This window comes from Candidatus Pelagibacter sp. PS_37 (genome assembly GCF_059417825.1).
The window spans coordinates 615,372-638,695 of record NZ_CM182067.1 but is presented as its reverse complement, the minus strand read 5'-3'; the positions used below and the strand labels follow the sequence as shown (position 1 = coordinate 638,695).

Annotated in this window: 30 protein-coding genes and 1 tRNA gene; 28 read left to right on the top strand and 3 right to left on the bottom strand. The window is 28.5% G+C overall.

What is annotated here, in order from left to right:
* Positions 1 to 37 precede the first annotated feature (37 nt).
* A tRNA-Ser gene (locus AC5SL9_RS03360) sits at positions 38 to 129 on the top strand.
* On the opposite strand, the gene AC5SL9_RS03355 is transcribed toward AC5SL9_RS03360, so the two are convergent.
* A complete protein-coding gene (locus AC5SL9_RS03355) occupies positions 130 to 2,343 on the bottom strand; it encodes a lytic transglycosylase domain-containing protein (protein ID WP_494574376.1) in 2,214 nt (737 codons plus the stop codon).
* A gap of 41 nt (positions 2,344 to 2,384) precedes the next feature.
* On the opposite strand from AC5SL9_RS03355, the gene dapA reads away from it, so the two are divergent.
* Genes dapA through recO form a run of 10 tightly spaced genes read left to right on the top strand, consistent with a single transcriptional unit; the run spans position 2,385 to position 9,713 of the window.
* Positions 2,385 to 3,266, top strand: a complete 882-nt coding sequence (dapA, locus tag AC5SL9_RS03350; protein ID WP_006996864.1) for a 4-hydroxy-tetrahydrodipicolinate synthase — start codon at positions 2,385 to 2,387, stop codon at positions 3,264 to 3,266.
* Positions 3,266 to 3,736, top strand: a complete 471-nt coding sequence (gene smpB / locus AC5SL9_RS03345) for an SsrA-binding protein SmpB (protein ID WP_006996865.1) — start codon at positions 3,266 to 3,268, stop codon at positions 3,734 to 3,736. The genes dapA and smpB overlap by 1 nt, the downstream gene beginning before the upstream one ends.
* Complete coding sequence (folK, locus tag AC5SL9_RS03340; RefSeq protein ID WP_006996866.1) at positions 3,702 to 4,223, top strand: 2-amino-4-hydroxy-6-hydroxymethyldihydropteridine diphosphokinase; 522 nt, start codon at positions 3,702 to 3,704, stop codon at positions 4,221 to 4,223. Before smpB ends, folK begins: the two co-directional genes overlap by 35 nt.
* A 19-nt stretch (positions 4,224 to 4,242) precedes the next feature.
* Positions 4,243 to 5,988: a bifunctional (p)ppGpp synthetase/guanosine-3',5'-bis(diphosphate) 3'-pyrophosphohydrolase gene (locus tag AC5SL9_RS03335; RefSeq protein ID WP_006996867.1), complete on the top strand. Its 1,746-nt coding sequence runs from the start codon at positions 4,243 to 4,245 to the stop codon at positions 5,986 to 5,988.
* Positions 5,945 to 6,532, top strand: a complete 588-nt coding sequence (pyrE, locus tag AC5SL9_RS03330; protein ID WP_011282137.1) for an orotate phosphoribosyltransferase — start codon at positions 5,945 to 5,947, stop codon at positions 6,530 to 6,532. Before AC5SL9_RS03335 ends, pyrE begins: the two co-directional genes overlap by 44 nt.
* Complete coding sequence (locus tag AC5SL9_RS03325; RefSeq protein ID WP_006996869.1) at positions 6,529 to 7,248, top strand: pyridoxine 5'-phosphate synthase; 720 nt, start codon at positions 6,529 to 6,531, stop codon at positions 7,246 to 7,248. The genes pyrE and AC5SL9_RS03325 overlap by 4 nt, the downstream gene beginning before the upstream one ends.
* Positions 7,249 to 7,250: 2 nt before the next feature.
* The gene (gene acpS, locus AC5SL9_RS03320) at positions 7,251 to 7,637 is read left to right on the top strand and encodes a holo-ACP synthase (RefSeq protein WP_006996870.1); all 387 of its coding nucleotides are present in this window, start codon (positions 7,251 to 7,253) and stop codon (positions 7,635 to 7,637) included.
* On the top strand, positions 7,634 to 8,368 hold the full coding sequence (gene lepB / locus AC5SL9_RS03315; RefSeq protein ID WP_006996871.1) for a signal peptidase I: 735 nt from the start codon (positions 7,634 to 7,636) through the stop codon (positions 8,366 to 8,368). Before acpS ends, lepB begins: the two co-directional genes overlap by 4 nt.
* Positions 8,368 to 9,036: a ribonuclease III gene (gene rnc / locus AC5SL9_RS03310; protein WP_006996872.1), complete on the top strand. Its 669-nt coding sequence runs from the start codon at positions 8,368 to 8,370 to the stop codon at positions 9,034 to 9,036. The genes lepB and rnc overlap by 1 nt, the downstream gene beginning before the upstream one ends.
* Positions 9,033 to 9,713, top strand: coding sequence for a DNA repair protein RecO (recO, locus tag AC5SL9_RS03305; RefSeq protein WP_006996873.1), 681 nt, complete (start codon positions 9,033 to 9,035; stop codon positions 9,711 to 9,713). The genes rnc and recO overlap by 4 nt, the downstream gene beginning before the upstream one ends.
* On the opposite strand, the gene hemB is transcribed toward recO, so the two are convergent.
* The gene (hemB, locus tag AC5SL9_RS03300; protein ID WP_006996874.1) at positions 9,714 to 10,703 is read right to left on the bottom strand and encodes a porphobilinogen synthase; all 990 of its coding nucleotides are present in this window, start codon (positions 10,701 to 10,703) and stop codon (positions 9,714 to 9,716) included. It abuts the gene before it with no gap.
* Between the two features lie 72 nt (positions 10,704 to 10,775).
* Here hemB and AC5SL9_RS03295 point away from each other — a divergent pair, with 72 nt between their 5' ends.
* The 11 genes from AC5SL9_RS03295 to AC5SL9_RS03245 all read left to right on the top strand — a co-directional run bounded on the left by AC5SL9_RS03295 (position 10,776) and on the right by AC5SL9_RS03245 (position 20,318).
* Complete coding sequence (locus AC5SL9_RS03295; protein ID WP_494574375.1) at positions 10,776 to 11,417, top strand: aspartyl/asparaginyl beta-hydroxylase domain-containing protein; 642 nt, start codon at positions 10,776 to 10,778, stop codon at positions 11,415 to 11,417.
* Position 11,418: 1 nt separating this feature from the next.
* Complete coding sequence (rpiB, locus tag AC5SL9_RS03290; RefSeq protein WP_006996876.1) at positions 11,419 to 11,844, top strand: ribose 5-phosphate isomerase B; 426 nt, start codon at positions 11,419 to 11,421, stop codon at positions 11,842 to 11,844.
* Between the two features lie 2 nt (positions 11,845 to 11,846).
* A complete protein-coding gene (glyA, locus tag AC5SL9_RS03285; RefSeq protein WP_018414154.1) occupies positions 11,847 to 13,157 on the top strand; it encodes a serine hydroxymethyltransferase in 1,311 nt (436 codons plus the stop codon).
* A complete protein-coding gene (gene nrdR / locus AC5SL9_RS03280) occupies positions 13,157 to 13,615 on the top strand; it encodes a transcriptional regulator NrdR (RefSeq protein ID WP_006996878.1) in 459 nt (152 codons plus the stop codon). Before glyA ends, nrdR begins: the two co-directional genes overlap by 1 nt.
* Positions 13,596 to 14,696 carry a bifunctional diaminohydroxyphosphoribosylaminopyrimidine deaminase/5-amino-6-(5-phosphoribosylamino)uracil reductase RibD gene (gene ribD / locus AC5SL9_RS03275; protein WP_494574374.1) on the top strand — a complete coding sequence of 367 codons (1,101 nt, stop codon included), beginning with the start codon at positions 13,596 to 13,598 and terminating at the stop codon, positions 14,694 to 14,696. Before nrdR ends, ribD begins: the two co-directional genes overlap by 20 nt.
* A gap of 4 nt (positions 14,697 to 14,700) precedes the next feature.
* Positions 14,701 to 15,294 (top strand): riboflavin synthase, encoded by a 594-nt coding sequence (locus AC5SL9_RS03270; RefSeq protein WP_006996880.1) that lies wholly within the window; start codon positions 14,701 to 14,703, stop codon positions 15,292 to 15,294.
* Positions 15,281 to 16,381 (top strand): 3,4-dihydroxy-2-butanone-4-phosphate synthase, encoded by a 1,101-nt coding sequence (gene ribB / locus AC5SL9_RS03265; protein ID WP_006996881.1) that lies wholly within the window; start codon positions 15,281 to 15,283, stop codon positions 16,379 to 16,381. Before AC5SL9_RS03270 ends, ribB begins: the two co-directional genes overlap by 14 nt.
* Entirely contained in the window at positions 16,381 to 16,767 is a 387-nt protein-coding gene (gene ribH / locus AC5SL9_RS03260; RefSeq protein ID WP_006996882.1) for a 6,7-dimethyl-8-ribityllumazine synthase, read from the top strand. The genes ribB and ribH overlap by 1 nt, the downstream gene beginning before the upstream one ends.
* Positions 16,768 to 16,769: 2 nt before the next feature.
* A complete protein-coding gene (locus AC5SL9_RS03255) occupies positions 16,770 to 17,174 on the top strand; it encodes a transcription antitermination factor NusB (RefSeq protein WP_011282132.1) in 405 nt (134 codons plus the stop codon).
* Positions 17,167 to 18,126 carry a thiamine-phosphate kinase gene (gene thiL / locus AC5SL9_RS03250; protein WP_494574373.1) on the top strand — a complete coding sequence of 320 codons (960 nt, stop codon included), beginning with the start codon at positions 17,167 to 17,169 and terminating at the stop codon, positions 18,124 to 18,126. Before AC5SL9_RS03255 ends, thiL begins: the two co-directional genes overlap by 8 nt.
* 86 nt (positions 18,127 to 18,212) lie before the next feature.
* Positions 18,213 to 20,318, top strand: a complete 2,106-nt coding sequence (locus AC5SL9_RS03245; protein WP_018414149.1) for a sodium-translocating pyrophosphatase — start codon at positions 18,213 to 18,215, stop codon at positions 20,316 to 20,318.
* Positions 20,319 to 20,325: 7 nt separating this feature from the next.
* Here the strand turns inward: AC5SL9_RS03245 and bamE are convergent, their stop codons facing one another.
* Entirely contained in the window at positions 20,326 to 20,790 is a 465-nt protein-coding gene (bamE, locus tag AC5SL9_RS03240) for an outer membrane protein assembly factor BamE domain-containing protein (RefSeq protein ID WP_011282129.1), read from the bottom strand.
* On the opposite strand from bamE, the gene AC5SL9_RS03235 reads away from it, so the two are divergent.
* The 6 genes from AC5SL9_RS03235 to AC5SL9_RS03210 are packed head-to-tail and all read left to right on the top strand — an operon-like array spanning position 20,789 to position 23,324.
* Positions 20,789 to 21,256: a ubiquinol-cytochrome C chaperone family protein gene (locus tag AC5SL9_RS03235; RefSeq protein ID WP_006996887.1), complete on the top strand. Its 468-nt coding sequence runs from the start codon at positions 20,789 to 20,791 to the stop codon at positions 21,254 to 21,256. The two genes, bamE and AC5SL9_RS03235, sit on opposite strands and share 2 nt — an antisense overlap.
* Positions 21,257 to 21,263: 7 nt before the next feature.
* Complete coding sequence (gene rpmF / locus AC5SL9_RS03230) at positions 21,264 to 21,446, top strand: 50S ribosomal protein L32 (RefSeq protein ID WP_011282128.1); 183 nt, start codon at positions 21,264 to 21,266, stop codon at positions 21,444 to 21,446.
* Between the two features lie 14 nt (positions 21,447 to 21,460).
* On the top strand, positions 21,461 to 22,462 hold the full coding sequence (gene plsX / locus AC5SL9_RS03225) for a phosphate acyltransferase PlsX (RefSeq protein ID WP_494574372.1): 1,002 nt from the start codon (positions 21,461 to 21,463) through the stop codon (positions 22,460 to 22,462).
* Complete coding sequence (locus AC5SL9_RS03220) at positions 22,462 to 22,764, top strand: HU family DNA-binding protein (RefSeq protein WP_018414148.1); 303 nt, start codon at positions 22,462 to 22,464, stop codon at positions 22,762 to 22,764. Before plsX ends, AC5SL9_RS03220 begins: the two co-directional genes overlap by 1 nt.
* The gene (locus AC5SL9_RS03215) at positions 22,754 to 23,131 is read left to right on the top strand and encodes a MerR family transcriptional regulator (protein WP_271563510.1); all 378 of its coding nucleotides are present in this window, start codon (positions 22,754 to 22,756) and stop codon (positions 23,129 to 23,131) included. The genes AC5SL9_RS03220 and AC5SL9_RS03215 overlap by 11 nt, the downstream gene beginning before the upstream one ends.
* 1 nt (position 23,132) lies before the next feature.
* A complete protein-coding gene (locus tag AC5SL9_RS03210) occupies positions 23,133 to 23,324 on the top strand; it encodes a 50S ribosomal protein L33 (RefSeq protein ID WP_006996892.1) in 192 nt (63 codons plus the stop codon).

Below are 23,324 nucleotides of genomic sequence, written 5' to 3'. Positions count from 1 at the left end.
GAATATTCAATACAATCGGTTATATCAATGTCGCAGTGGAAGAGTGGGTGAGAGGCTGAAACCAGTCGTTTGCTAAATGACCGTGCGGGGAAACTTGTACCGAGGGTTCGAATCCCTCCTCTTCCGCCATTAAAATAAAGGCTGATCTTTAAAAAAGTCTTTCATTTTAATAGGCTTTTTTTCCAAGATATATCTGTAAACATTGTAGTTTTCCATAACACGTTGAACATAGTTACGAGTTTCTTTAAATGGAATTAATTCAACCCAGTCTACAAAATCAATTTGTTTTTTTTGAGGATCTTTGTTTATTTTTTTCCAGTGTTTAACTCTTTTAGGACCGGCATTATATGCTGCGGTAGCAAAAGGGTAGGCACCATCATATTGTAAAATTAAACCAGCTATATAATGAGAGCCTAGATTAATATTATATTCAGGATCAGAAGTTAACCTTGATTTTGAATATGGAAGTTTTGCTTGTTTAGCAACTAGCTTAGCCGTATAGGGCATTATTTGCATTAAACCTTGTGCACCAACATGACTGTTTGCTCTCATGTCAAATTCACTTTCTTGTCTTATAAGAGAAAGTATAAAAGCTGTTTCAGGTATTTTTCTGCCATTAACATACTGGGGGACACTTATAATTGGATAATTAAAAGTATTATGAAATCTTTTTTCATATGAGGCTAACTTTGATACTTGGATCGCAAAATCGTATCTTGATATATTTGTAGCAAGCTCAGCTGCTAAAATCTCACTTCCACTTGCAATATTGTCATTAGCCAAATGTCTCAGTATATTTTTGGTATATTTATCTTTATTTAATTCATTTAAAAGATGTGTAATTTTTACAAGCTCTTTATTGTAAAAATATTTTCGATAGTCATCTTCAACATCAGCTTGTTCTTCAAGTTCAAAATTTTGACTAGGGTTGATTTTTAAAAAGGCTAATTGACCATAGTAAGTTGTTAGATATTTTGTTGCTTCACGATACCAATCTTCTGATTGTCGTTTATCACCAATTTTTTCATAAGATCTACCAAGCCAATAAGCGCCTCTTGCCAAACTTATAGGGTAGCTAACGTTTTGATAAAAGTTATTGAAATGGTCAACTGCTAAAATAGGGTCATTTAAAAAACTTAATGCAATCCAACCACTCAACCATTCAGCCTCAGCAAACTCTGATCCTTTATCTAGTGAGTGTTGGCTAGCAACTTTATAAGCTGTCTCATATTTATTTTTATAAATAAGAGCTCGTGTCATGATTGCTCTCTCAACCCACCATTTATCTGGTCTCACTAGATAATCTTTATTATTTTTAATTGAAAACAATATTTCAAGTGAACTATCAATTCTGCCTCTTTTTCTTCTCCATTTAAGTCGATCATGATTGAGACCAGCATCATTTTTGAATTTTTGTGGAACATTTTTTATTGCCTGGTCAACACCATAAGATTTACTCATCAAAATTTGTCTAGCTGTATAAAGTAGTTGATAATCTTTAGGTAAATAAGGAAGCATTCTTTTTAAATCCCAATATTTATTTTCCCATGCTAAATAATCAGCTCTATTTATATAATCTTTTGAGTCTAAATATTTTCTATATTTTTTACTTAAAGATTTCATGCTAGCTCTAGAAAGTTCTGCTGTAATCCAGCCTCTCTTAATTAAAGCAATTCCTTTTTCATTATCTCCAGTTTGTATAAAGCTTTCACCTAATACCAGCATACCATAGCCACTTAAGGGCTCATCAACTCCAAACCAATTAATAATTTTTTTAGGAGAAATTTTATCCGTTGAAAGTTTTTGTTCTGCTAAATATTTTATTCTACTTATTCTTGGGTAGTGTTTATTGTTTTGTATAAAAGTCATGTAGTCATAAAACGTAGCTTGGTTTCCTGTTGTTAATAAATGTCTCCATTGTATAAAATTATATATGGATTTATCTTTAGCATTTTTTGAATTTTTCAATGCAGTTGTCCATTGACTTTTTTCAATTGCCTGGATAGATTTTTTTGCAATATCATAGTCTTTTTGGCTGTAGTATTTTGATCTTTTTTGAACTACAGATTTTTCACTTTTAACTATTAATGGCTTACTTTTAGGAATGAGAAAATTAATTTTTTTTTTATTTTTTTTGACTGTTACGATTTTGACTTCTTCTTTTTTTTGTGATGGTTTAGGTTTAGGTTTAAGGATCCCTTGAGATATCTTTTGCTTCTTAACTTCTTCATCTAAAATAGGTTTTTTTAAAGGAATTATTGATATTTCAGCAGCAAATATATTCTTTATAATTACCAAACTTAATAATAGTGATTTTATAAAAAAAATTATCTTTCTGGGCATAAATTTACTAAATGAATCTTTAAACTATGTTATAAGTATTTATGTTCAAAGGATCAAATGTTGCTTTAATAACCCCGTTTAAGAATAATGAGCTAGATGTTGAGGCTTATATTAAGCTAATTCATTTTCAAATATCAAACGGTACAAACGGCTTGGTTCCTGCTGGGACAACAGGTGAGTCGCCAACATTAAGCCATGATGAACATCAAAAAGTAATAGATTTATGTGTTAAAGAAAGCAATGGAAAAAATATAGTTATTGCTGGCACTGGCTCTAATTCGACTAAAGAAGCAATTTCTTTAACAACTCATGCAGAAAAAGCGGGAGCAGATGCGGCTCTAATAGTAACTCCATATTACAACAAACCAACTCAAGAGGGTTTATATCAACATTATAAAGCAATAAACGATAAATGTGGGATACCAATTATAATTTATAATATTCCTGGAAGATCTGTAATTGATATGTCTGTTGATACAATGGCTAGATTATTTGAATTGAAAAATATTGTTGGTGTTAAAGATGCAACTGGTGATCTAGATAGAGTTAATCAACAAAAAGATAAAATGGGAACTGATTTTGTTCAACTAACAGGTAATGATGATAACGCTTTAGAATTTAATAACAGAGGTGGGGTAGGCTCTATAAGTGTAACTGCTAACATTGCTCCTAAGTTATGTTCTGATTTTCAAAAAGCCTCAAAAATAGAAAATAATGAAAGCAAGCTTGAAGCAATCAGATTAGATAAAATTTTACAACCCATTCACAGCTCAATGTTTATAGAAAGCAATCCAAGCCCTGTTAAATATGCCGCAAAACTTCTGGGTCTTTGTGATGATGAGGTTAGATTACCTTTAGTTAAAGTTACAGACCCAACTAAGGATATTGTTAAAGAAGCTTTAGTATCAGCAAATCTACTCTAATGAACAAGAAAGCCAATCCTGGTTTAAAAATTATTTGCTTAAATAGAAAAGCAAGTTTTAATTTTTTTTTTGAAGACTTAATTGAAGCTGGGATAGTTCTTAAAGGGTCTGAGATTAAATCAATTAGAGATGGAAAAGTTAATATTGCAGACTCTTATGCTGTAGAGAAAGACGGTGAAATAGTTTTAATTAACTCTCATATCGCTGCATTTAAGCAAGCCAGTTATTCAAATCACAATCCAACAGATGAACGAAAATTATTATTAAACAAAAAGGAAATTAACAAATTAATTGGTAAAATGCAGAGGGATGGCTTTACACTTGTTCCAACAAAGATGTATTTTAAAAAAGGAAAAGCTAAAATAGAAATAGCAGTAGCAAAAGGTAAAAAACAATTTGATAAAAGAGCTACTAAAAAAAATAGAGACTGGAATCGTGAAAAAGCAAGACATATTAGAAAATCAAGTTAAACAATCATATTTAGCAATAGGATCAAATTTAGGTAATAAAATTACCAACATTCATATAGCCTTGTCTGAACTTAAGAAAAATAAAATTAAGATAAAAAAAGTTTCATCTCACTATTTATCAAAATCTTGGCCAAATCCTTTAATGCCAAGTTTCATAAATATTGTAATAGAAATCGAGACAATCTTAACACCTTTAGAATTATTAAAAATTTGTAACAATATTGAATTAAAATTAGGCAGGGTTAGACTAAAAAAAAATGCTCCACGAACATGTGATATTGATATAATTGATTATGATAAAAAAATTTTGAATATAAATAGTGACAAATTAATAATACCTCATCCAGAGATGACCAAGAGAAATTTTGTATTGTTACCATTATTTGAGATAAACAGAAGTTGGAAGCATCCAGAATCTAAGATTAATATAGTAAATTTAATTAATTCTTTATCAATTAAAGATTTAAGATCTATTAAACAAATATAAATTGATGTTATAGTTAAAAATGATTAATTCAGAAGAGTTAATAAATAAAGTTAAAACTTATAATAAATTTTTAAATCCAGAAAAATTAAGTAAAGCATATAATTATGCTGTTAAAGCTCATGAAAACCAAAAACGTGATTCAGGTGATCCTTATTCAAATCACCCTATAGCTGTTGCTTCAATACTTAGTGAGCTAGAGTTAGACAGTGCTACTATTGTTACAGGGCTTTTACATGATACGATTGAGGATACTCACGCAACTTATGAAAATATTAAAGATGAATTTGGAGAAGAGATTGCTAATCTTGTAGATGGTGTAACCAAAATTTCTGTTTTTGAAAACCAAGCAACATCATCATCTAAAGCAGAAAACTTTAGAAAATTAATCTTAGCTACATCAAAAGACATAAGAGTATTACTTGTAAAGCTGGCAGATCGTTTACATAATATGAGAACTATTGATGCTATATCTAAAGTTGAAAAAAAAGAACGTATAGCGAGAGAGACAATGGAAATTTATGCTCCTTTAGCAGATAGAATGGGCATGCATAGAATTAGAGATGAACTTGAAGACTTATCATTTAAAGTTTTGAATAATGAAGCACGTGAACTTATTAAAAAAAGATTAGACGAAATTAAAGAAGACAAAGTAAATAGTTTTAATTCTATTTCTTTACAATTAAGTGAGCTTTTAAACGAACATAAGATTAATGCTGAAATTTTTGGAAGAGAAAAAACTCCATTTTCTATATGGAGAAAAGTTCAAAAAAAAAGAACATCATTAGAGCAAATTACAGACATAATTGGATTTAGAGTTATTCTTAATAGTGGAGAAGATTGCTATAAAGCATTAGGAATTTTTCATCAACACTGGAATTGTATACCAGGAAAATTTAAAGATTATATATCATCACCAAAAATAAACAATTATCAGTCATTGCACACAGCTGTGATAGGTCCAAATAGAAGACCTATTGAAATTCAAATAAGAACTATGCCAATGCATGAATTTGCAGAAAGAGGTATTGCATCCCATTGGAAATATAAATCATCTGAAAAATTTGATTCATTAACATGGAAAGAATATGACTGGTTAGCCGACCTTGTGGAAATTATTGGTAAAAATGAAAACCCTGAACATTTTTTTGAGTATACAAAACTACAAATGTTTCAAGAAAATGTTTTTTGCTTTACACCAAAAGGCTTAGTTATCAAATTGCCAAAAGATGCAACACCAATAGATTTTGCATATGCTGTTCATACAAAAGTTGGCGATCATGCAATATCTTGTAAAATTAACGGTAATGACAGTGAATTACAAAACATACTTTATAACGGTGACGTAGTTGAAATCATAACCTCTAAAAATAAATCACCATCATTGCATTGGATACCAATTACAAAAACTGGAAAAGCAAGAGCTGCTATTAGAAGATACTGGCATTCTAAAGGTGAACAAAAAGAGGAAAGAATAAAAAAATACAATACAACACTTTGGATTTCTCTCCCAGATCAACCTGGTAAACTTGGTGAAATAACCACATCATTAGGCTCTCATAAACTGAATATATCCAGTGTAGAGATGAAAGAAAAAACTAAAGATTATATTAACTTCAGATTTAACCTTATTATTAGAGACTTGAAAAACTTTACAAATTTTATTAGTGAGCTAAAACAAAAAGATATTAAATTTAAAATCATTAGACATGAGGAAAAAAGAAATGCTTTCACACAAAAAATCTTTAAATATTTTAAAAAAAACTAATGCTCTTTTAGAAGGTCATTTTGTTCTATCATCAGGTTTGCATTCACCTAAATATATTCAATGTGCCAAACTTTTAAGTTTTCCACATTTGGCAAAAGATATTTGTAATTCATTAGCAAAAAAAATTAAAAAAAAATTTAAATCTATAGATTTGATTTTAGCTCCGGCAATGGGTGGAGTTATTATTGGTTATGAAATTGGTAAAATTTTAAAAAAAGAAACAATTTTTTGTGAAAGAGTTAATGGCAAATTTGCTTTAAGACGAGGTTTTCATATAAAAAAAGGATCAAAAGTTTTAATAATCGAAGACGTTATAACAACTGGTAAATCGAGTTTAGAGTGTGTTAAATTAATAACAAAACCTGGTGCAAAACTTATTGGTTTTGCTTCAATTATTGACAGATCAACCAAAAATTCATTAAAAATAAAAAAAAATATTATCTCTCATATGAAGATAGATGTTCCAACATTTAAGACTAATAAATTACCTGAAAGTCTTAAAAATACTCCAATTACAGTACCAGGAAGTAGATTTATTAAATGAAAAGACTAGGAGTTAATATTGATCATGTTGCTACAGTTAGAAATGCAAGAGGATCTTTTCATCCTGACCCATTTACTATTGCCAAACACGTAATTAAATGTGGAGCACATTCAGTTACCATTCATTTAAGAGAAGACAGAAGACATATAAAAGATTCTGATGTTGTCAAAATTTGTAAAAGTAGAAAAATAATTACCAATTTAGAAATTTCACTCAACAAAGAAATAATTGATATAGCATTAAAGAATAGACCTAATTTCATTTGTATAGTTCCTGAAAAAAGAAAAGAGGTGACAACAGAAGGTGGATTAAATTTAATTAAAAATAAGAAAAAAATTAAATCTATAATATCATTATTTAATAAGAAGAGTATTAGAACAAGTCTATTTATTGACCCAAACTTAAAAGATATAAAAATTGCAAAAGAATTAAATGCTACTTGTGTTGAGCTACATACAGGAAAAATTTCAAATTTAATAAAAGAAAATAAAAGTTATAAAAATGAATATTTAAAAATAAAAAAATGTTCAGAACTGGGCGTTAAACTTGGTATCGAGGTTCATGCAGGTCATGGTCTTGACTACAAAACTACCTCTATACTAAGTAAAATTAAAGAAATTACGGAATTTAATATTGGTCATTTTATAATTGGTGAGTCACTTACTCATGGTTTAAAAAAAACCATTACAATATTTAAAGAAATAACCAATAAATAAATATGAAAATTCTAGGTATTGGTGTTGATATAGTAGAAAATATTAGAATACATAAATCTTTAAAAAATGTTAATTTTATTAAAAGAGTTTTTTCTAGCTCAGAAATATTGTTAGCAAAAAAAATAACTAATAAAAAATCTTTTTATTCTAAAAGATTTGCTGCCAAAGAAGCATTTTCTAAAGCAATTGGAACTGGTTTTAGAGAGAATTTGAATTTTAAGGATATAACTGTAATTAACGATAAGTTAGGTAAACCCTCATTTGTGGTCACAGACAAAATAAAAAAAATTGTTAAAAAGAGATTTAAAATATCATCCTTTAATTTCTTTCTGTCAATTTCAGATGAAAAAAAATATTCTGTAGCCTACGTGATTTTACAAAAAAAATGATATCAAAAAAAATTATAATCGATAATATTAAAACAATTTTTTATGCTTTAGTTATAGCTATTGTTATTAGATCTCTTTTTATTCAGCCTTTTTATATTCCTTCATCATCAATGGAACCAACGTTATTAATTGGTGATAGATTGTTTGTTACGAAATATTCTTATGGTTATAGCAAGCATTCTTTTCCTTTTAGTCCACCAATAATAAATGGAAGACTATTTTATAATAAACCTAAGGTTGGAGATATTATTGTTTTTAAAACACCAGCTGATAACAGAACTGATTATATTAAAAGATTAATTGGTCTCCCAGGTGACAATGTTCAATTTATTAACGGCGATTTATTCGTAAATAATAATCAAATATTAAAATCTAGAATTTCTCAAAAGGATAAAATTTATTGTGGAAATCAAACAATAGATGTTAATACATTTGAAGAAAAGCTTCCAAACGGCAAAACACATAATAGTGTATATTTAAAAAGTTATAGTTTTCAAAGTTCAGATAACTTTATAGTTCCGCCTCAACACTACTTTTTTTTAGGAGATAATAGAGACTGTTCTAAAGATAGTAGATATTTGACTAGTGTTGGATATGTACATGAAGATAATTTAGTCGGTAAAGCTCAATTTATTTTTTTTTCATCCGATTTTAGAATTGGAAATATTTTTTCTTTTTGGAAATGGCATAAGACAATTAGACTCGACAGGTTTTTTAAGAAAATTATTTAATGAAAACTAACCCCATAAAATTAGAAAAAAAATTAAAGTTAAAGTTTTCTGATCAAAAAATTTTTATTAAGAGTTTAACCCATAAAAGTTTTGACTCAATAAACAACAATGAAAAGATTGAATTCTTAGGGGATAGAGTTTTAGGTCTTATTATTGCAAAAAAATTACTAGAACTTTATCCTGATGAAAAAGAAGGGGTGTTAGATAAAAAATTTGCTTCATTGGTAAATAAAAAAAAATGTTTAGAAATTGCAAAAAAAATAGAACTAGAGAAATATATTTTAGTTTTAAACCCCAAGAATAAAAAAATTGAAATTGAAGATAAAATTGTAGCGGATTGTTTAGAGGCCTTAATCGGAGCGATCTATCTTGATAAAGGTTTAAATTTTACTGAAAGATTTATTCTTAATTTATGGAGCGAACATATTACAGCAAGTGTTATAACTCAAATTGATGCTAAGACAAAACTACAAGAATACTCACTTAAAATTTTCAAAGTTTTGCCTATTTATAAACTAATCTCAAATACAGGGCCCCGACATAAACCTCTTTTTAAAGTTGCCGTTAAATTAAAAAATACTAAATTTTTTACAGCAGAAGGAACTTCTAAAAAAGATGCAGAGCAGAATGCTGCTTCTTTATGTTTACAGGATATTTTTAAAAAATGAATTGGGACGATAGCGCTTATTTAGTTTCTAAAAATAGATATAGTGAAAATTCAATAATCGCTGAGGTCTTTACAGAAAACCATGGAAAAATCTCAGGGATAATTTTTGGTGGAACTTCAAAGAAAATCAAAAACTACTTGCAAATTGGTAATAAGATTTATGTAAACTATAATTCTAAAAGTGTTACTAGAATTGGTTATTTCAAAATAGAGATTTTAAAAGCCTTAACACCGCTCTATTTCGATCAAAATCAGAAACTATCATGCATTACATCGGCAATGCACCTTATAAAACTTCTTACTGCTGAAGCACAATCTAATAAAGAAATTTTTAAATTAATTGATAAATTTTTTGAAATATTAAACTCTGAAAATTGGATTCAAAAATATATTTTCTGGGAGTTAGAACTTTTAAAATTATTGGGATATGATTTGGAATTAAAAACTATGGCTGAAAAAGAAATTGTTGATAGTGAAGTCAATTATTACGTTAAATCCTCAACTGAAAAAAAAAGTATTCCAAATTTTTTAATAGATGAAAATAATATGGATGTTAATTTAAAAAATTTACTTAAAGGTCTCAAGCTTGTTAGTGATTACCTTGAAAAAAGTATTCTAAAACCAAATAATTTAAATCTTCCTACTTCTAGAACTCATTTTATTAATCTTTTAAAATAGTTATTTTATTAAATCTTCAATTCTATCTGCGTAATAGCTTACTATAGCGTTTGCTCCGGCTCTTTTAAAAGCAATCAAGCTCTCTAACACTGAGTTTTTATCTATTAGACCTTTTTTGATACTATTACTTAATAGTGAGTATTCACCTGATACTTGGTAAGCAAGAACAGGAATTTTAAAATTATCTTTAACTGTTTTAATTATATCAAGATAGGGCATACCGGGTTTAACCATAACCATATCAGCTCCTTCTTTAATATCTAACGCCACTTCTCTTATTGCCTCATTGCTATTTCTAAAGTCCATTTGATAATTTTTCTTATCACCCTTTAACAAACCTTTAGAACCAACTGCATCTCTGAATGGACCATAAAAACTTGAAGCATATTTTACTGCATAAGAAAGTAGTTGAACCATTTCATGACCCTCCTTATCTAAAGCTTTTCTTATTTTACCTATTCTTCCATCCATCATGTCTGAGGGAGCCAGAATATCACAGCCAATTTCTGCTTGTAACAATGATTGATTTATTAATACTTCAATAGTTTCATCATTTAACACGTAGCCTGATTTTATTAAACCATCATGACCATGTGAGGTATAAGGATCTAAAGCTACATCACACATAATACCAATTTCATTTTTATATCTTTTTTTAATATATCGAATGGCCTTACAAACAAGATTGTCTTCATTCAATGCCTCACTTCCAATTTCATTTTTTTTTGTTTTATTTGTATAAGGGAACAATGCAACCATAGGTATTTTGCTTTTGATTGCTCTATCAACAATAATTCCAAGTTTATCTATTGTGTATCTATAAACATCAGGCATTGTTTTAATGGATTGTTTTATATTTTTTCCATCAATCAAAAATATAGGTAATATAAAATCGCTAGATGACAGGCTATTTTCTTGAACTAATCTTCTAGACCAATCATTTTTACGACTACGTCTAAGTCTTAAATTTGGGTAATTTCCTGTAATCATGTTTAAATCTGCTTTTAAAATGCGACAAATGTATTATACAAATATATATTAAAAAAGGTAGAAAACAACTGCATGAGCTTAGACAACAAAAACATAATTGACTTAGATCTAAAAAAAGATCAAAAAGTTTTAGATTTTAGTGATTTTCAAAAACAAGATATTAAATTTGATATTAATAAACTCCAAGAAGCTTATAACCAAATTGTTCAAACAAGAAAATTTGATGATGGCGGTGGTATTGCTCACTTTGGGGCTATTTGTTTAACACAAATTCCTGGAGATCCAGATTCTATTAAAGGAAGTAAGGCTAGAGGCTCTTACTGGACAAAACCAGACAAATCAGGAAAAGAAGTTACTAGAGATGTTTCAATAGATGAGGCTGCATACTCTGAATTTATACCAGACTATGAAAACACTTATTTCAAGGAAGTATTTGATGCACTTTCTTCAAAATACAAATTAGGTAGAGTTAGAATTTTACTTAAGGAGCCAAGATCAACATTGAGTTGGCATAGAGATCCAGAGCCAAGGTTACATATACCTATAATTACAAACCCTGGTTGCTTAATGGTTATTGATAATATTGCAAAACATATGCCTGCTGATGGCTCAGTGTGGGTAACTAATAATGTAAAATACCATAATGCCTTTAATGGTGGTGAAGAAAACAGAGTTCACTTGGTAGCCTGTGTTTTAGATTATAAGTTTAATTAAATTGAAAAAAATATTTTTATCCTCTGATCACGCTGGCTATAAATTAAAAGAATTAATTAAACTTCATTTAGATAAAAAGAAAATTAACTATACAGACTTAGGTCCATTCAATAGTGAAAGTGTTGACTATCCAGACTATGCTCATAAAGTTGCTAAAAAAGTTAAAACAAACAATAATCATGCAGGCATACTCGTATGTGGCTCTGGGATGGGAATGAATATTGCTGCAAATAGACATAAAAATATACGCGCCGCTCAGTGTTTTAATTTGAAATCAACTAAATTATCAAGATTGCATAACAATGCAAATATCATTACATTAGGTTCAAGACTTCTTACTAAAAAAACTGCTATAAATTGTGTAAGCGTTTTTTTAAATACAAAGTTTGAAGGTGGAAGACACGCAAAAAGAATTAAAAAGATTTAATTATGTCTAGTGAAAAAAACTATTTAAATGAAAATTATAAAAGCTTTTTTGAAGACAGCTTATCTGTAACTGATCCAGAATTACATAAAGCCATAAGTGATGAGCTAAAAAGACAACAACAACATATAGAATTAATTGCTTCTGAAAATATAGTTTCTCAAGCTGTTTTAGAGGCTCAAGGCTCTGTATTAACAAATAAATATGCAGAAGGATATCCTGGAAAAAGATACTATAATGGATGTGAGCATGTTGATGTTGCTGAAAATTTAGCCATAGAGAGATTAAAGAAAATTTTTGATTGTAAATTTGCAAATGCCCAACCACATTCTGGGGCTCAAGCAAATGGTGCTGTATTTTTAGCGCTATTAAATCCTGGTGATACATTTATGGGAATGAGTTTAAATTCTGGTGGACATATTACTCATGGGTTAAAAATATCAATGTCAGGTAAATGGTTTAATCCCATAGGGTATGACGTTGATAAAGAGTCTGAACTTATTGATTATGATAATGTTGAAAAACTTGCATTAGAACATAAACCAAAACTCATAATTTGTGGTGGTAGCGCTTATTCTAGAGTAATTGACTTTAAAAGATTTAGAGAGATTGCTGATAAAGTAGGGGCATATTTGATGGTGGATATGGCTCATTTTTCAGGTTTAGTTGCTGGTAAAGGTTATCCTAACCCATGTGAACACGCACACGTAGTTACTTCAACAACTCATAAAGTTTTCAGAAGTGCTAGAGGTGGAATTATTTTAACTAATCATGAAGACCTAGCAAAAAAATTTAATACTGCAGTATTTCCTGGTTATCAAGGTGGACCGTTGATGCATGTCATCGCTGGAAAGGCTGCTGGGTTTTTGGAAGCTTTAAGGCCAGATTTTAAAGATTATATCAAATCAGTTTTGGCAAATGCCAAAATTTTATCTGAGACACTTAAGAATAATGGTTTTAAAATTTATTCTGGTGGAACGGATACTCATTTAATGTTAGTTGATCTAAGACCTTTCAATGTTAAGGGTAATGCCGCTGCTGAAAGCCTTTCTAATGCTAATATTACCTGTAACAAAAATGGAATACCTTTTGACTCTGAAAAGCCAATGATTACTTCTGGGATAAGACTTGGAACTCAAGCTGCAACAACTAGAGGCTTTGGTTTAAAAGAGTTTGAGAAAGTAGGTGAATTAATTACTAAAGTTGTAAAAGGTTTGTCTGAAAACCCTGAGGACAACGGTAAAATTGAAGAAGAGGTTAGAAATGAAGTTATAGATCTTACATCTAACTTTCCAATATATAAAAATTTGAAATAATGATTTGTTCAATTTGTAAAAAAGGTGAAACATCAGTAGTAGATTCTAGACCTACAGAAGATGGAACTGCCATAAGAAGAAGAAGACTTTGTGTGTGTGGAGCTAGATTCACAACTTTCGAAAGAGTACAATTTAGAGAAATAATGGTCGTCAAAAAGAATGGAAGAAAATCATCGTTTGATAGAGATAAACTTTCTAAATCAATTTATATAGCATTAAAGAAAAGACCTATTGATACCGAAACTGCAGAAAAATTTATTAGTCGAACTTCAAGAGCTTTAGAAGAACTTGGTCAAAGTGAAATTTCATCAAATACAATTGGCACAATGGTTATGGAAGGTTTGAAAGATCTTGATCCTGTTGCATACGTTAGATTTGCATCTGTTTATAGAAATTTTAGAGAAGAAAAAGACTTTGTGCAATTCGTTGACAAATTAGATGTCTACAAAAAAAGATAAATTTTCAATTAAAGATAAAATTTTTATGGAGCTTGCCTTGAATTTGGCAAAAGCTCGTCATGGACTAACTGGAATTAATCCTTCTGTAGGCTGTGTGATTGTCAAAAATAATAAAATACTTTCAATTGGTCAAACAGGTTTTAAAGGTACGCCTCATGCAGAATTTAATGCCATTAAAAATTCACATGAAAATATAGAAGGCTCAAAAATGTATGTGACCCTTGAACCATGTAGTCATTATGGAAAAACACCCCCATGCACAAATATTATAATTAAAAATAAAATTAAAGAAGTTGTCTATGGAGTTGAAGATATTGATAAAAAAGTTAAAGGTAAAACTTTAAAAATTCTTAAGTCAAAAAATATTTTAGTAAAAAAAGATTTACTCAAAAAACAAATTAATAAATTTTACGCACCTTATTTTTTTAATAGAAAAAAAAACCTTCCTTATGTTACTGGTAAAATTGCAATTTCTAAAAATAATTTGATATATAGCAAAGATACTAAAAGAATTTCAGATATTCATACTGATAAATTTACACATTTTCTTAGATATAAAAATGACTCGTTAATGATTTCCTCCAAAACGTTAAATAAAGATGACCCAAAACTCAATTGCAGACTAGAAGGTTTGAGTAAATTTTCTCCTAAAAGAATAATTTTAGATAGAAACTTAGAAATTAAAAAGAATTCATATATTTTTAAAACAGCAAATAAAGACAATACTATAATTTTTTATTATAACGCCAATGCTGAGGTGAAATTAATGTTAAAAAAAAAAGGTATAACTTTAATCAAAAGTAAATTAAATAAAAATAGCTTTGATATTAAATCAATTTTAATGAAACTCTATGTCCTTGGCTGTAGGAATTTATTAGTTGAAGGGGGAAATGATCTTTCTAAACACATTATTAAAAAAAAATTATTTAATGAATTTTATTTATACAAATGTAGTAAAAGTTTATCAAAGTTAGTTAATCATAAAGAGTTTGGTTTTCTTAAAGAATTAAAGAAAAATTATAAAAATAAATTGAAAATTAATAAAAAATTAGGCAAAGACGTAATCACGCTTTACAAATAATATTATGTTTAATGGAATAATTTTTAATCAAGGTTTAATTACTAAATTTGAAAAAAGATCAAAAGGTATTAATATTTTTGTAAAAGCTAATTTAAAATTAACTCGTAAAGATTTGGGTGTATCAGTTGCTTGTGATGGTGTTTGCTTAACATTAATCGATATTAAAAATCAGATAATGGAATTTTATCTTTCTGATGAAACTATACAAAGATCAAAATTTAAATTCTTAAAAATAAATGATAAAATTAATCTTGAACTTCCTTTAAAATTTGGCCAAAAAATATCAGGACATATTTGCCAAGGCCACATCGATGCGGTAGGCAAAATACAGAGTATTAAAAAAATTGATAAATCATATTTATTTAATTTTGAAATTCCTAAAAAAGAACGAGCAAATTTAATTGATAAAGCCTCTATATGTATAAATGGAATTTCTTTAACAATTTCCAAAGTAACCAAAAAAGGTTTTCAAGTTTGGGTTATTCCACACACCTTTAAGCTAACTAATTTATCTTCGTTAAAAAAAGGCAGTCTAGTTAATATAGAGATAGATATCTTATCTAAATACGTTAGAAATTATTTTAATGAAAAAAAATAATTATGCATCCATTGAAAGTATAATAAATATCGCAAAGAAAGGTGGTATGTTCATCTTAGTTGATGATGAGAAAAGAGAAAACGAAGGAGACTTAATAATATCAACCACTGACTCAAGCGCTAAAAATATAAATTTTATGGCAAAATATGGTCGTGGATTAATTTGTTTGGCGCTAGATAGTGTACAAGCAAAGCGATTAAATTTATCTTTGATGTCACCAATCAATCAATCAAGGAATAAAACTGCATTTACAATTTCTATTGAAGCAAAAAAAGGAATAACAACAGGTATCTCAGCAAAAGATAGAGCAAAGACAATTAAAATTGCTTCAAAAAAAAATGCAAATAAGAAAGACATAGTTTCACCTGGACATGTTTTTCCAATTATTGCGAAAGACGGCGGCGTTTTAGTAAGAGCTGGTCACACAGAAGCCTCTGTTGATATTTCAAAACTTGCTAAAAAAAATAACTCTGCAGTTATTTGTGAAATAATGAATGAAGATGGGACAATGGCCAAAGGCCAAGATTTATTTGATTTTGCAAACAAACATAATTTAAAGATAGGTAAAATTGAAGATCTTATTGCTTATCGTTTAAAAAAAGAAAAATTAATTAAACTTAAAAAACAATCAGATATTAAAGTAAAAAATCAAAAATATAAAATTCGAATTTATGAAAACCTTTTAGATGGATCTGAGCATTTTGCTTTGATTAAAGGAAATATTAAAAAAGGGATAATACCAAGAGTTAGAGTAATTTCTTCTAACGTAGTTCAAAATTATTTAATCAATCAACAATTACCAAATTCATTTGATAAAACTTTAAATTATTTTAAGAAATTTAATAACTGTGTTTTAGTTTTTATAAAAGATACAAATTTAAAATCTGTTACACAAACACTTAAGGATTATAAAAACAAAAATTTCTATAAAAAAGGAAATGATAAGCTTATAAGAAATTATGGTATTGGTGCTCAAATAATTAAAGATTTAAAGATTAAAAATATGATATTAATTACTAAGTCTCTTAAAAAAGTTATTGGTTTGGAAGGTTATGATATAAAGATTACTAAACAGGAAATTATTTAATGAAAAGAAAATATCTAATAGTTATTGCTGATTATTATAAAGATATATCAAAGGGTTTACTAAGTAGTGCAAAGAGCATATTACCTAAATCTAGTTTAATAAAAATTATTAATGTTCCTGGTGTTTTTGAAATACCAGTTACGATTTCAAAGAATATTAAGAAATACGATGCTTTTTTAGCTCTTGGTTGTGTTATTAAAGGCCAAACACCTCATTTTGATTTTATTTCTCATTCTTCAACTGATGCAATAATGAAACTTTCTGTAGATAGCAAAAAACCCATTGGTAATGGAATTATTACCTGTCTTAATATGCGTCAAGCTATAGCTAGGAAGAAAAAGGGTAGAGAAGCAGCTCAAGCTGTAATATCTGTTCTTTCTCAATAACAATGAGAACTCCATATAATCCCAATCAAAGTCCGAGGGTAATTATTATCCAAAAATTATATGGAAATTTTTTTAATGATGACACAGACTTAACTTTTCCCAAACATAGATTTAAAAAATTCATTAAGGATGTTGTTTTAGGTACTATTGAAAGAGATGAAGTTATTAAAGAAGAGGTTAAAAAATATCTAAGTGAGGACTTAGAGTTAACTAATTTAGACCAGGTTTTTCAAGTGATAGTAAAATCTGCTATATTTGAGTTTTTATACAAACCTAAAGTTTCTTCTAAAATAATTATTAAAGAATATCTTGATGCATCAAACTTTTTTTTAGAAGATGGTCAAACTAAATATTTAAATGCAATATTAGACAAAATAGCTAAAAAAATAAGAACCACTAATGCATGAATTTGAATTAATAAAAAATTATTTTCAAAAACTTTCTAAAAAATCACCAAGTGCCTTAAATTTGAATGATGATGTTTTTTTTGATAAAAAAAATAAATTAGCAGTATCTGTTGATACTTATACAGAAGGCAATCATTTCATAGACTTTAAAAGACCTGATCTTGTCATTAAAAAAATAATTAGATCATCAATTTCAGATTTAATATGCAAAGGTATTAAACCAAAATATTATTTTATTTCTGGTTCTGGTAATAAAAAAAGTTTTTCTAAATTAAATTTATCAAAAATCAGCAAATCACTTAATCAAGAACAAAATAAATATAAAATATTTTTAAGTGGTGGAGATACAGTTTTTTCTAACAAGTTAAGTTTTACAATTACTTCAATAGGTTTTGCTGACAATATTATCTATAGAAACAAAGCTAAACTTTATGATGATGTATATGTCTCTGGAAATATAGGAGACAGCTATTTAGGGCTATTAGTTTTAAAAAATAAAATTAAGCTTAATTCAAGATTAAAAAAATATTTTACTAATCAATATTTTATGCCAAATATTCAATTAAAATTAATTGATCAAATTAAAAAGTTTGCCAATACCTCAATTGATATATCTGATGGACTTATAGCGGACCTTGATAAAATGATTAATAATCAGAAATTATCTTATAAAATTTTTTTAAAAGATATTCCAATTTCAAGTAACCTAAAGAAGATACTTGCTCTTAAAAAACTATCTAAGATTAATTACATTTCTAATGGTGATGATTATCAGGTCTTATTTACAGCTTCTAAAAATAAGATGAGAATCATAAGAAAAATAGCTACTAATTGCAGAGTTAAGCTAACTAAAATTGGCACAATTCAAAGCCATGTTAAAAAATCATCCATTGTAGATGTTGAAAATCGGCAAATTACCCTTAAAAATAAAGGTTATTTTCATAAGTTTTAAAAAGTTAAATATTGCCTTTTATTGCTTTTTTTGTATTGTCCGGACTTTAAAGAATAAAATTTAACAACCAAACAACCAAAGGCAAAATGAACTCACTAATAGAAACAATATTATTATTTACCATAGCAGCTGGATCTCTTTCAATCGTTTATGGTTTTTTTACAGGAATGAATATCCTTAACTCAAGTGCAGGAAATGCCAAGATGCAAGAAATAGCATCAGCAATTCAAATTGGTGCTAAGGCTTATTTAGCAAGACAATATAAAACAATTGCCGTGGTTGGAGTTGTTGTTTTAGTCATTATTTTCTTTGTGTTCAGTCCATTAGTTGGTTTAGGTTATTTTATTGGTGCTACATTATCAGGTATAGCTGGTTATGTTGGAATGTTAGTTTCTGTTCAAGCTAACGTTAGAACTGCTGAAGCATCAAGAAAAGGTTTAGCAAGTGGTCTTGCAGTTGCATTTAAATCAGGTGCTGTAACTGGAATGTTAGTTGCTGGATTAGCTTTACTTGCAATCGCAGTTTATTACTATTTTTTATTAAAAGCAGGCATTGATGACAGAGAAGTTATTAATGCATTAGTAGCATTAGGTTTTGGTGCTTCTTTAATATCAATTTTTGCAAGATTAGGTGGTGGAATTTTTACAAAAGGTGCTGATGTTGGTGCTGACTTAGTTGGTAAAGTTGAAGCGGGTATTCCAGAAGACGATCCTAGAAATCCAGCTGTAATTGCTGACAATGTTGGAGATAACGTTGGTGATTGTGCTGGTATGGCAGCAGATTTATTTGAAACTTATGCTGTAACAATTGTTGCAACAATGGTTCTTTCTTCGATATTTTTCTATGGTGATATAAATATGATGATCTATCCTCTAACTATTGGTGGGGCTTGTATTTTAACATCAATCTTAGGAACTTTCTTTGTTAAACTTGGAAAAAGTAAAAATGTTATGAACGCTTTATATAAAGGATTTGTAGTTTCTGCTGTTTCTTCATTAATAATTTTATACCCTGTTACTGATTATGTAATCGGATTTGCAAGCGAATATACTGTTAATGGTAAAAGTTTTACTGGTATGAGTTTGTATTACTGTGGAATAATTGGTTTAGTTATTACTGGACTATTAATTTGGATTACTGAATACTACACTGGTACTGAATACAGACCAGTAAGAAGTATTGCTAAATCTTCTACAACTGGTCATGGAACAAACGTTATCCAAGGCTTAGCTGTTTCTATGGAAGCCACTGCTGTACCAGCTTTAATTATTGTTGCCGGTATATTAGCAACAAATTCAATCGCTGGTCTTTATGGTATCGCTATTTCAGTAACTACAATGCTTGCATTAGCAGGTATGGTTGTTGCTCTTGATGCTTATGGTCCTGTAACAGATAATGCTGGCGGTATTGCTGAAATGGCTAAATTACCAAATAGTGTTAGAAAAACTACTGATGCATTAGATGCAGTAGGTAATACGACTAAAGCTGTTACTAAAGGTTATGCTATAGGTTCAGCAGGTTTAGGTGCTCTAGTATTATTTGCAGCTTATGTTGAGGATATCAAACACTTTTCAGGTGTAGCAGGTTCAAAGCTTGAGGGAATTGTTGTAACTTTTGATTTATCAAATCCTTACGTTGTAGTTGGTTTATTAATTGGTGGAATGCTTCCATATTTATTTGGATCAATGGGTATGCAAGCCGTTGGTAGAGCAGGTGGTGCAGTGGTTGTCGAAGTAAGAAGACAATTTAAAAAATATCCAGGTATCATGAAGGGTAAACAAAAACCTGATTATGCTAAATTAGTAGATTTATTAACTTTAGCTGCAATTAGAGAAATGATTATACCTTCATTATTGCCAGTTCTTTCTCCTATTGTTTTATACTTTGTAATACTAGCTATAGGTGGTCAAGTTGCTGCTTTAGCTGCAGTAGGTGCAATGTTGTTAGGTGTAATTATTACAGGTTTATTTGTAGCTGTTTCAATGACTGCGGGTGGTGGTGCTTGGGATAATGCAAAAAAGTATATTGAAGACGGAAATCACGGTGGAAAAGGTTCTGAAGCACACAAAGCTGCTGTAACTGGTGACACTGTTGGAGACCCGTACAAAGATACTGCTGGTCCTGCTGTAAACCCAATGATTAAGATTACTAATATTGTAGCTTTATTATTGTTAGCTGTAATTGCTGGCTAAGAAAAGATTAATTTCTTTTTCTTTTACCTAAGGGGTCGTTAATTTTCTGTCTCATACTGGATAGAAAGTCGTATACAAATGTGTTTTTCTTGTATTGATTTTCAGTGGTTTGTTCTGCAAATTTCAATTCTTGCATATTAGTGAGATCTAGAAACTCTTTAGTTTCTAGAAGACCCATACTGTTGATTTCTAATAATAGAACATTGTTTACAATAATTCTTTCACTGCCAAATTTTGCAAGAGATGAATTATCTGTTTTTCTTTCAATATAAATCCATAAATCATTGTCAAAAGTACTTTTAGTTGATGGTGAACCTAATAATTTTAAAATATCATTTTTATTTGACTGATTAACAGTAAGTTTTTCTTGTTTTTTATTTAAAAAATGAACACCGTGGTGTTTTTCAACTTTTTTTAAAGTACAAGCTGAAATAAATAATGATATTATAATAAATACAAATAATTTTCTCATGGATAAAAACTATATAAATATTTACAACAATTTAGTTCAATTAACTAGAAATAAAGATTTGTATAAAGATTTTAAAAACCAAGACACTTTTTCTGATAGATTAATATTCTTTTTACTTCATTTTGCTTTCTTTTTGAAAGTTTATAAGGAAAATAATGATAAAAAAATACTACAAGAGATTTATGATTTTACCTTCAGACAAGTTGAATTAAGCATCAGGGAAATTGGTTATGGCGATCAATCAATTAATAAAAAAATGAAAGATTACCTAAACTTATTCTATGGAATGATCGACAAAATTCACAGTTGGGATGAATTAGATATAGAATCTAGAAACTCTATTTTGGTAAATTTTTTAGATAATTCATCTAATATTGAGTATTTGGTTAATTATTTTGAAAATTATAGGTTAAATTTAAAAAATAATACTTTAAATTCTTATATAAAAGGTGTAGTTAAGCACTAATTTTATTATGGCTGTACCTAAACGAAAACAATCACCGTCAAGAACTGGAATGAGAAGAGCTCAGAATATGAAGTTCAAATCTACCAATATTGTTGAGGACAAGAAATCTGGAGAATACAGATTACCTCATCACTTAGATCTAAAAACAGGCATGTATAGAGGTAGACAAGTTTTAGATCCTAAGGAATAAAAGTCCAAAATTAAATGAGCAAAATATTAAAAATTGCAGTTGATGCAATGGGTGGAGATAATTCACCAAAAAAAATTATTGATGGAATTAATCATCATTATAAAAGTAACGCTAATACTTTTTATCAAATTTTTGGTGATAAGGAAAAAATTCAAAACTATATCAATCAATTACCCACATCTTCATTTGAAATAATTCATACTAAAGATCTGGTTAAAGGAACTGATAGTCCTTTAGAAGGAGCTAAAAGAGGAAAAAATACTAGTATGTGGTTAGCCGTACAAAGTGTTAAAGAAAAAAAATCTGACATAGTTATTTCTGCCGGTAACACTGGAGCATTACTGGTTATTTCAAAACTTAATCTAAAGATGATTGAAAATATTGATAAACCAGCTCTTTCTGCTTTATGGCCAAATAAAAAGAATATGAGTGTTGTGCTAGATTTGGGAGCTAATATCGAATGTAGTCCAAAAAATTTAATTGATTTTTCTATAATGGGATCTTCGTTATTTAAATCGTTATATCCTGATGATACCGCTAAAGTTGCTTTATTAAATATAGGGTCTGAAGAAATTAAAGGTAATGAGACTATTAAAGAAACTTACCAACAATTAAATCAAAGAAATAACACTGACTTTGAGTTTAAGGGTTATATAGAAGGTAATCAGTTAATGAATGGCGATGTAAATGTTATCGTTGCAGATGGATTTACTGGGAATATTGCTTTGAAGACAGCCGAAGGTACTGCAAATTTTATTACCAGTGAATTAAAGAAAGCCATGACAGGTAATATTGTTGGTAAAATTTCATCTTTACTAAATATTTCAAATTTAAAAAAATTTAAAGAAAGATTAGATCCAAGACTTTATAATGGTGCAATTTTCATAGGTTTAGATTCTCCTGTTATTAAAAGCCATGGTGGAACAGATTATATAGGTTTTTCAAACTCATTAAGTGTTTGTACTAGAATTGTCACTGGAAATTTAATAGAAAAGATAAGAAACAACATAAGTTAATGAAAAGAACTAACTTAACAAAAAAAGATCTTATAAATTCAATTTATATGCAAATTGGTTTTTCAAAAAATATATCTGAAAATTTAATTGATGATTTTCTAATTACAATAGTAGACAATTTAAAAATAGAAAAAAAATTAAAGCTCTCTAAATTTGGTACTTTTTCTATAAGGGCAAAAAAAAGTAGAATTGGACGAAATCCCAAAACAAAAGAACAAACAACTATATCTAATAGAGATGTTGTTTTATTTAAAGCTTCTAAGGAATTTAAAGATTTGGTAAATTCTAAGAATGATTCATAAAAATAGTGATGCTTATAAGTCAATAGGTGAGGTTGCTAAAATTCTTGGTCTTGTAAACAAAAAAAAAGGAACCTTGAATACTCATACTATTCGATTTTGGGAGAAGGAATTTAAGCAAATTAAGCCAAAAATTTTAAATGGTAATAGAAGATATTATAATAATGATACTATTGAGGTTTTAAAAAAAGTTAAATATCTACTCAAAGATCAAGGAATGACAATTATTGGTGTTAAAAAAGTTCTTAATTCTGATAAATCATTAAAACTTGACGAATTACCAAATAATTCTATAAATGCTGATTATAATTTAAAAAATAAACTTAAGAAGATTTCCGATTTAATAAAAAAAATAAAAAGTTTAAAATAAAATGGCAAAAAAAACACACGTTAAAGTTAGATTAGTACCAGAGGCTAAACCTGATAGTCCTTTTTTTTATTATGTTAAAAAACCTGCAGGTGGTGAAAAAGCTAAAGTTAAATTGTCAGCAAAGAAATATAACCCTTCTACAAGAAAACATGAAATGTTTGTGGAAAAAAAATTACCTCCACACAGTAAATAA

Coding starts and splice junctions, on each gene's coding strand:
- plsX (WP_494574372.1), top strand. CDS start 21,461: ATGAGCAAAATATTAAAAATTGCAGTTGATGCAATGGGTGGAGATAAT.
- bamE (WP_011282129.1), bottom strand. CDS start 20,790: ATGAGAAAATTATTTGTATTTATTATAATATCATTATTTATTTCAGCT.
- recO (WP_006996873.1), top strand. CDS start 9,033: ATGAATTGGGACGATAGCGCTTATTTAGTTTCTAAAAATAGATATAGT.
- AC5SL9_RS03270 (WP_006996880.1), top strand. CDS start 14,701: ATGTTTAATGGAATAATTTTTAATCAAGGTTTAATTACTAAATTTGAA.
- AC5SL9_RS03335 (WP_006996867.1), top strand. CDS start 4,243: ATGATTAATTCAGAAGAGTTAATAAATAAAGTTAAAACTTATAATAAA.
- AC5SL9_RS03295 (WP_494574375.1), top strand. CDS start 10,776: ATGAGCTTAGACAACAAAAACATAATTGACTTAGATCTAAAAAAAGAT.
- AC5SL9_RS03255 (WP_011282132.1), top strand. CDS start 16,770: ATGAGAACTCCATATAATCCCAATCAAAGTCCGAGGGTAATTATTATC.
- rnc (WP_006996872.1), top strand. CDS start 8,368: ATGAAAACTAACCCCATAAAATTAGAAAAAAAATTAAAGTTAAAGTTT.
- ribH (WP_006996882.1), top strand. CDS start 16,381: ATGAAAAGAAAATATCTAATAGTTATTGCTGATTATTATAAAGATATA.
- AC5SL9_RS03220 (WP_018414148.1), top strand. CDS start 22,462: ATGAAAAGAACTAACTTAACAAAAAAAGATCTTATAAATTCAATTTAT.
- acpS (WP_006996870.1), top strand. CDS start 7,251: ATGAAAATTCTAGGTATTGGTGTTGATATAGTAGAAAATATTAGAATA.
- rpmF (WP_011282128.1), top strand. CDS start 21,264: ATGGCTGTACCTAAACGAAAACAATCACCGTCAAGAACTGGAATGAGA.
- AC5SL9_RS03325 (WP_006996869.1), top strand. CDS start 6,529: ATGAAAAGACTAGGAGTTAATATTGATCATGTTGCTACAGTTAGAAAT.
- AC5SL9_RS03210 (WP_006996892.1), top strand. CDS start 23,133: ATGGCAAAAAAAACACACGTTAAAGTTAGATTAGTACCAGAGGCTAAA.
- nrdR (WP_006996878.1), top strand. CDS start 13,157: ATGATTTGTTCAATTTGTAAAAAAGGTGAAACATCAGTAGTAGATTCT.
- lepB (WP_006996871.1), top strand. CDS start 7,634: ATGATATCAAAAAAAATTATAATCGATAATATTAAAACAATTTTTTAT.
- AC5SL9_RS03245 (WP_018414149.1), top strand. CDS start 18,213: ATGAACTCACTAATAGAAACAATATTATTATTTACCATAGCAGCTGGA.
- hemB (WP_006996874.1), bottom strand. CDS start 10,703: ATGATTACAGGAAATTACCCAAATTTAAGACTTAGACGTAGTCGTAAA.
- ribD (WP_494574374.1), top strand. CDS start 13,596: ATGTCTACAAAAAAAGATAAATTTTCAATTAAAGATAAAATTTTTATG.
- AC5SL9_RS03355 (WP_494574376.1), bottom strand. CDS start 2,343: ATGCCCAGAAAGATAATTTTTTTTATAAAATCACTATTATTAAGTTTG.
- dapA (WP_006996864.1), top strand. CDS start 2,385: ATGTTCAAAGGATCAAATGTTGCTTTAATAACCCCGTTTAAGAATAAT.
- AC5SL9_RS03235 (WP_006996887.1), top strand. CDS start 20,789: ATGGATAAAAACTATATAAATATTTACAACAATTTAGTTCAATTAACT.
- smpB (WP_006996865.1), top strand. CDS start 3,266: ATGAACAAGAAAGCCAATCCTGGTTTAAAAATTATTTGCTTAAATAGA.
- ribB (WP_006996881.1), top strand. CDS start 15,281: ATGAAAAAAAATAATTATGCATCCATTGAAAGTATAATAAATATCGCA.
- thiL (WP_494574373.1), top strand. CDS start 17,167: ATGCATGAATTTGAATTAATAAAAAATTATTTTCAAAAACTTTCTAAA.
- pyrE (WP_011282137.1), top strand. CDS start 5,945: ATGCTTTCACACAAAAAATCTTTAAATATTTTAAAAAAAACTAATGCT.
- AC5SL9_RS03215 (WP_271563510.1), top strand. CDS start 22,754: ATGATTCATAAAAATAGTGATGCTTATAAGTCAATAGGTGAGGTTGCT.
- glyA (WP_018414154.1), top strand. CDS start 11,847: ATGTCTAGTGAAAAAAACTATTTAAATGAAAATTATAAAAGCTTTTTT.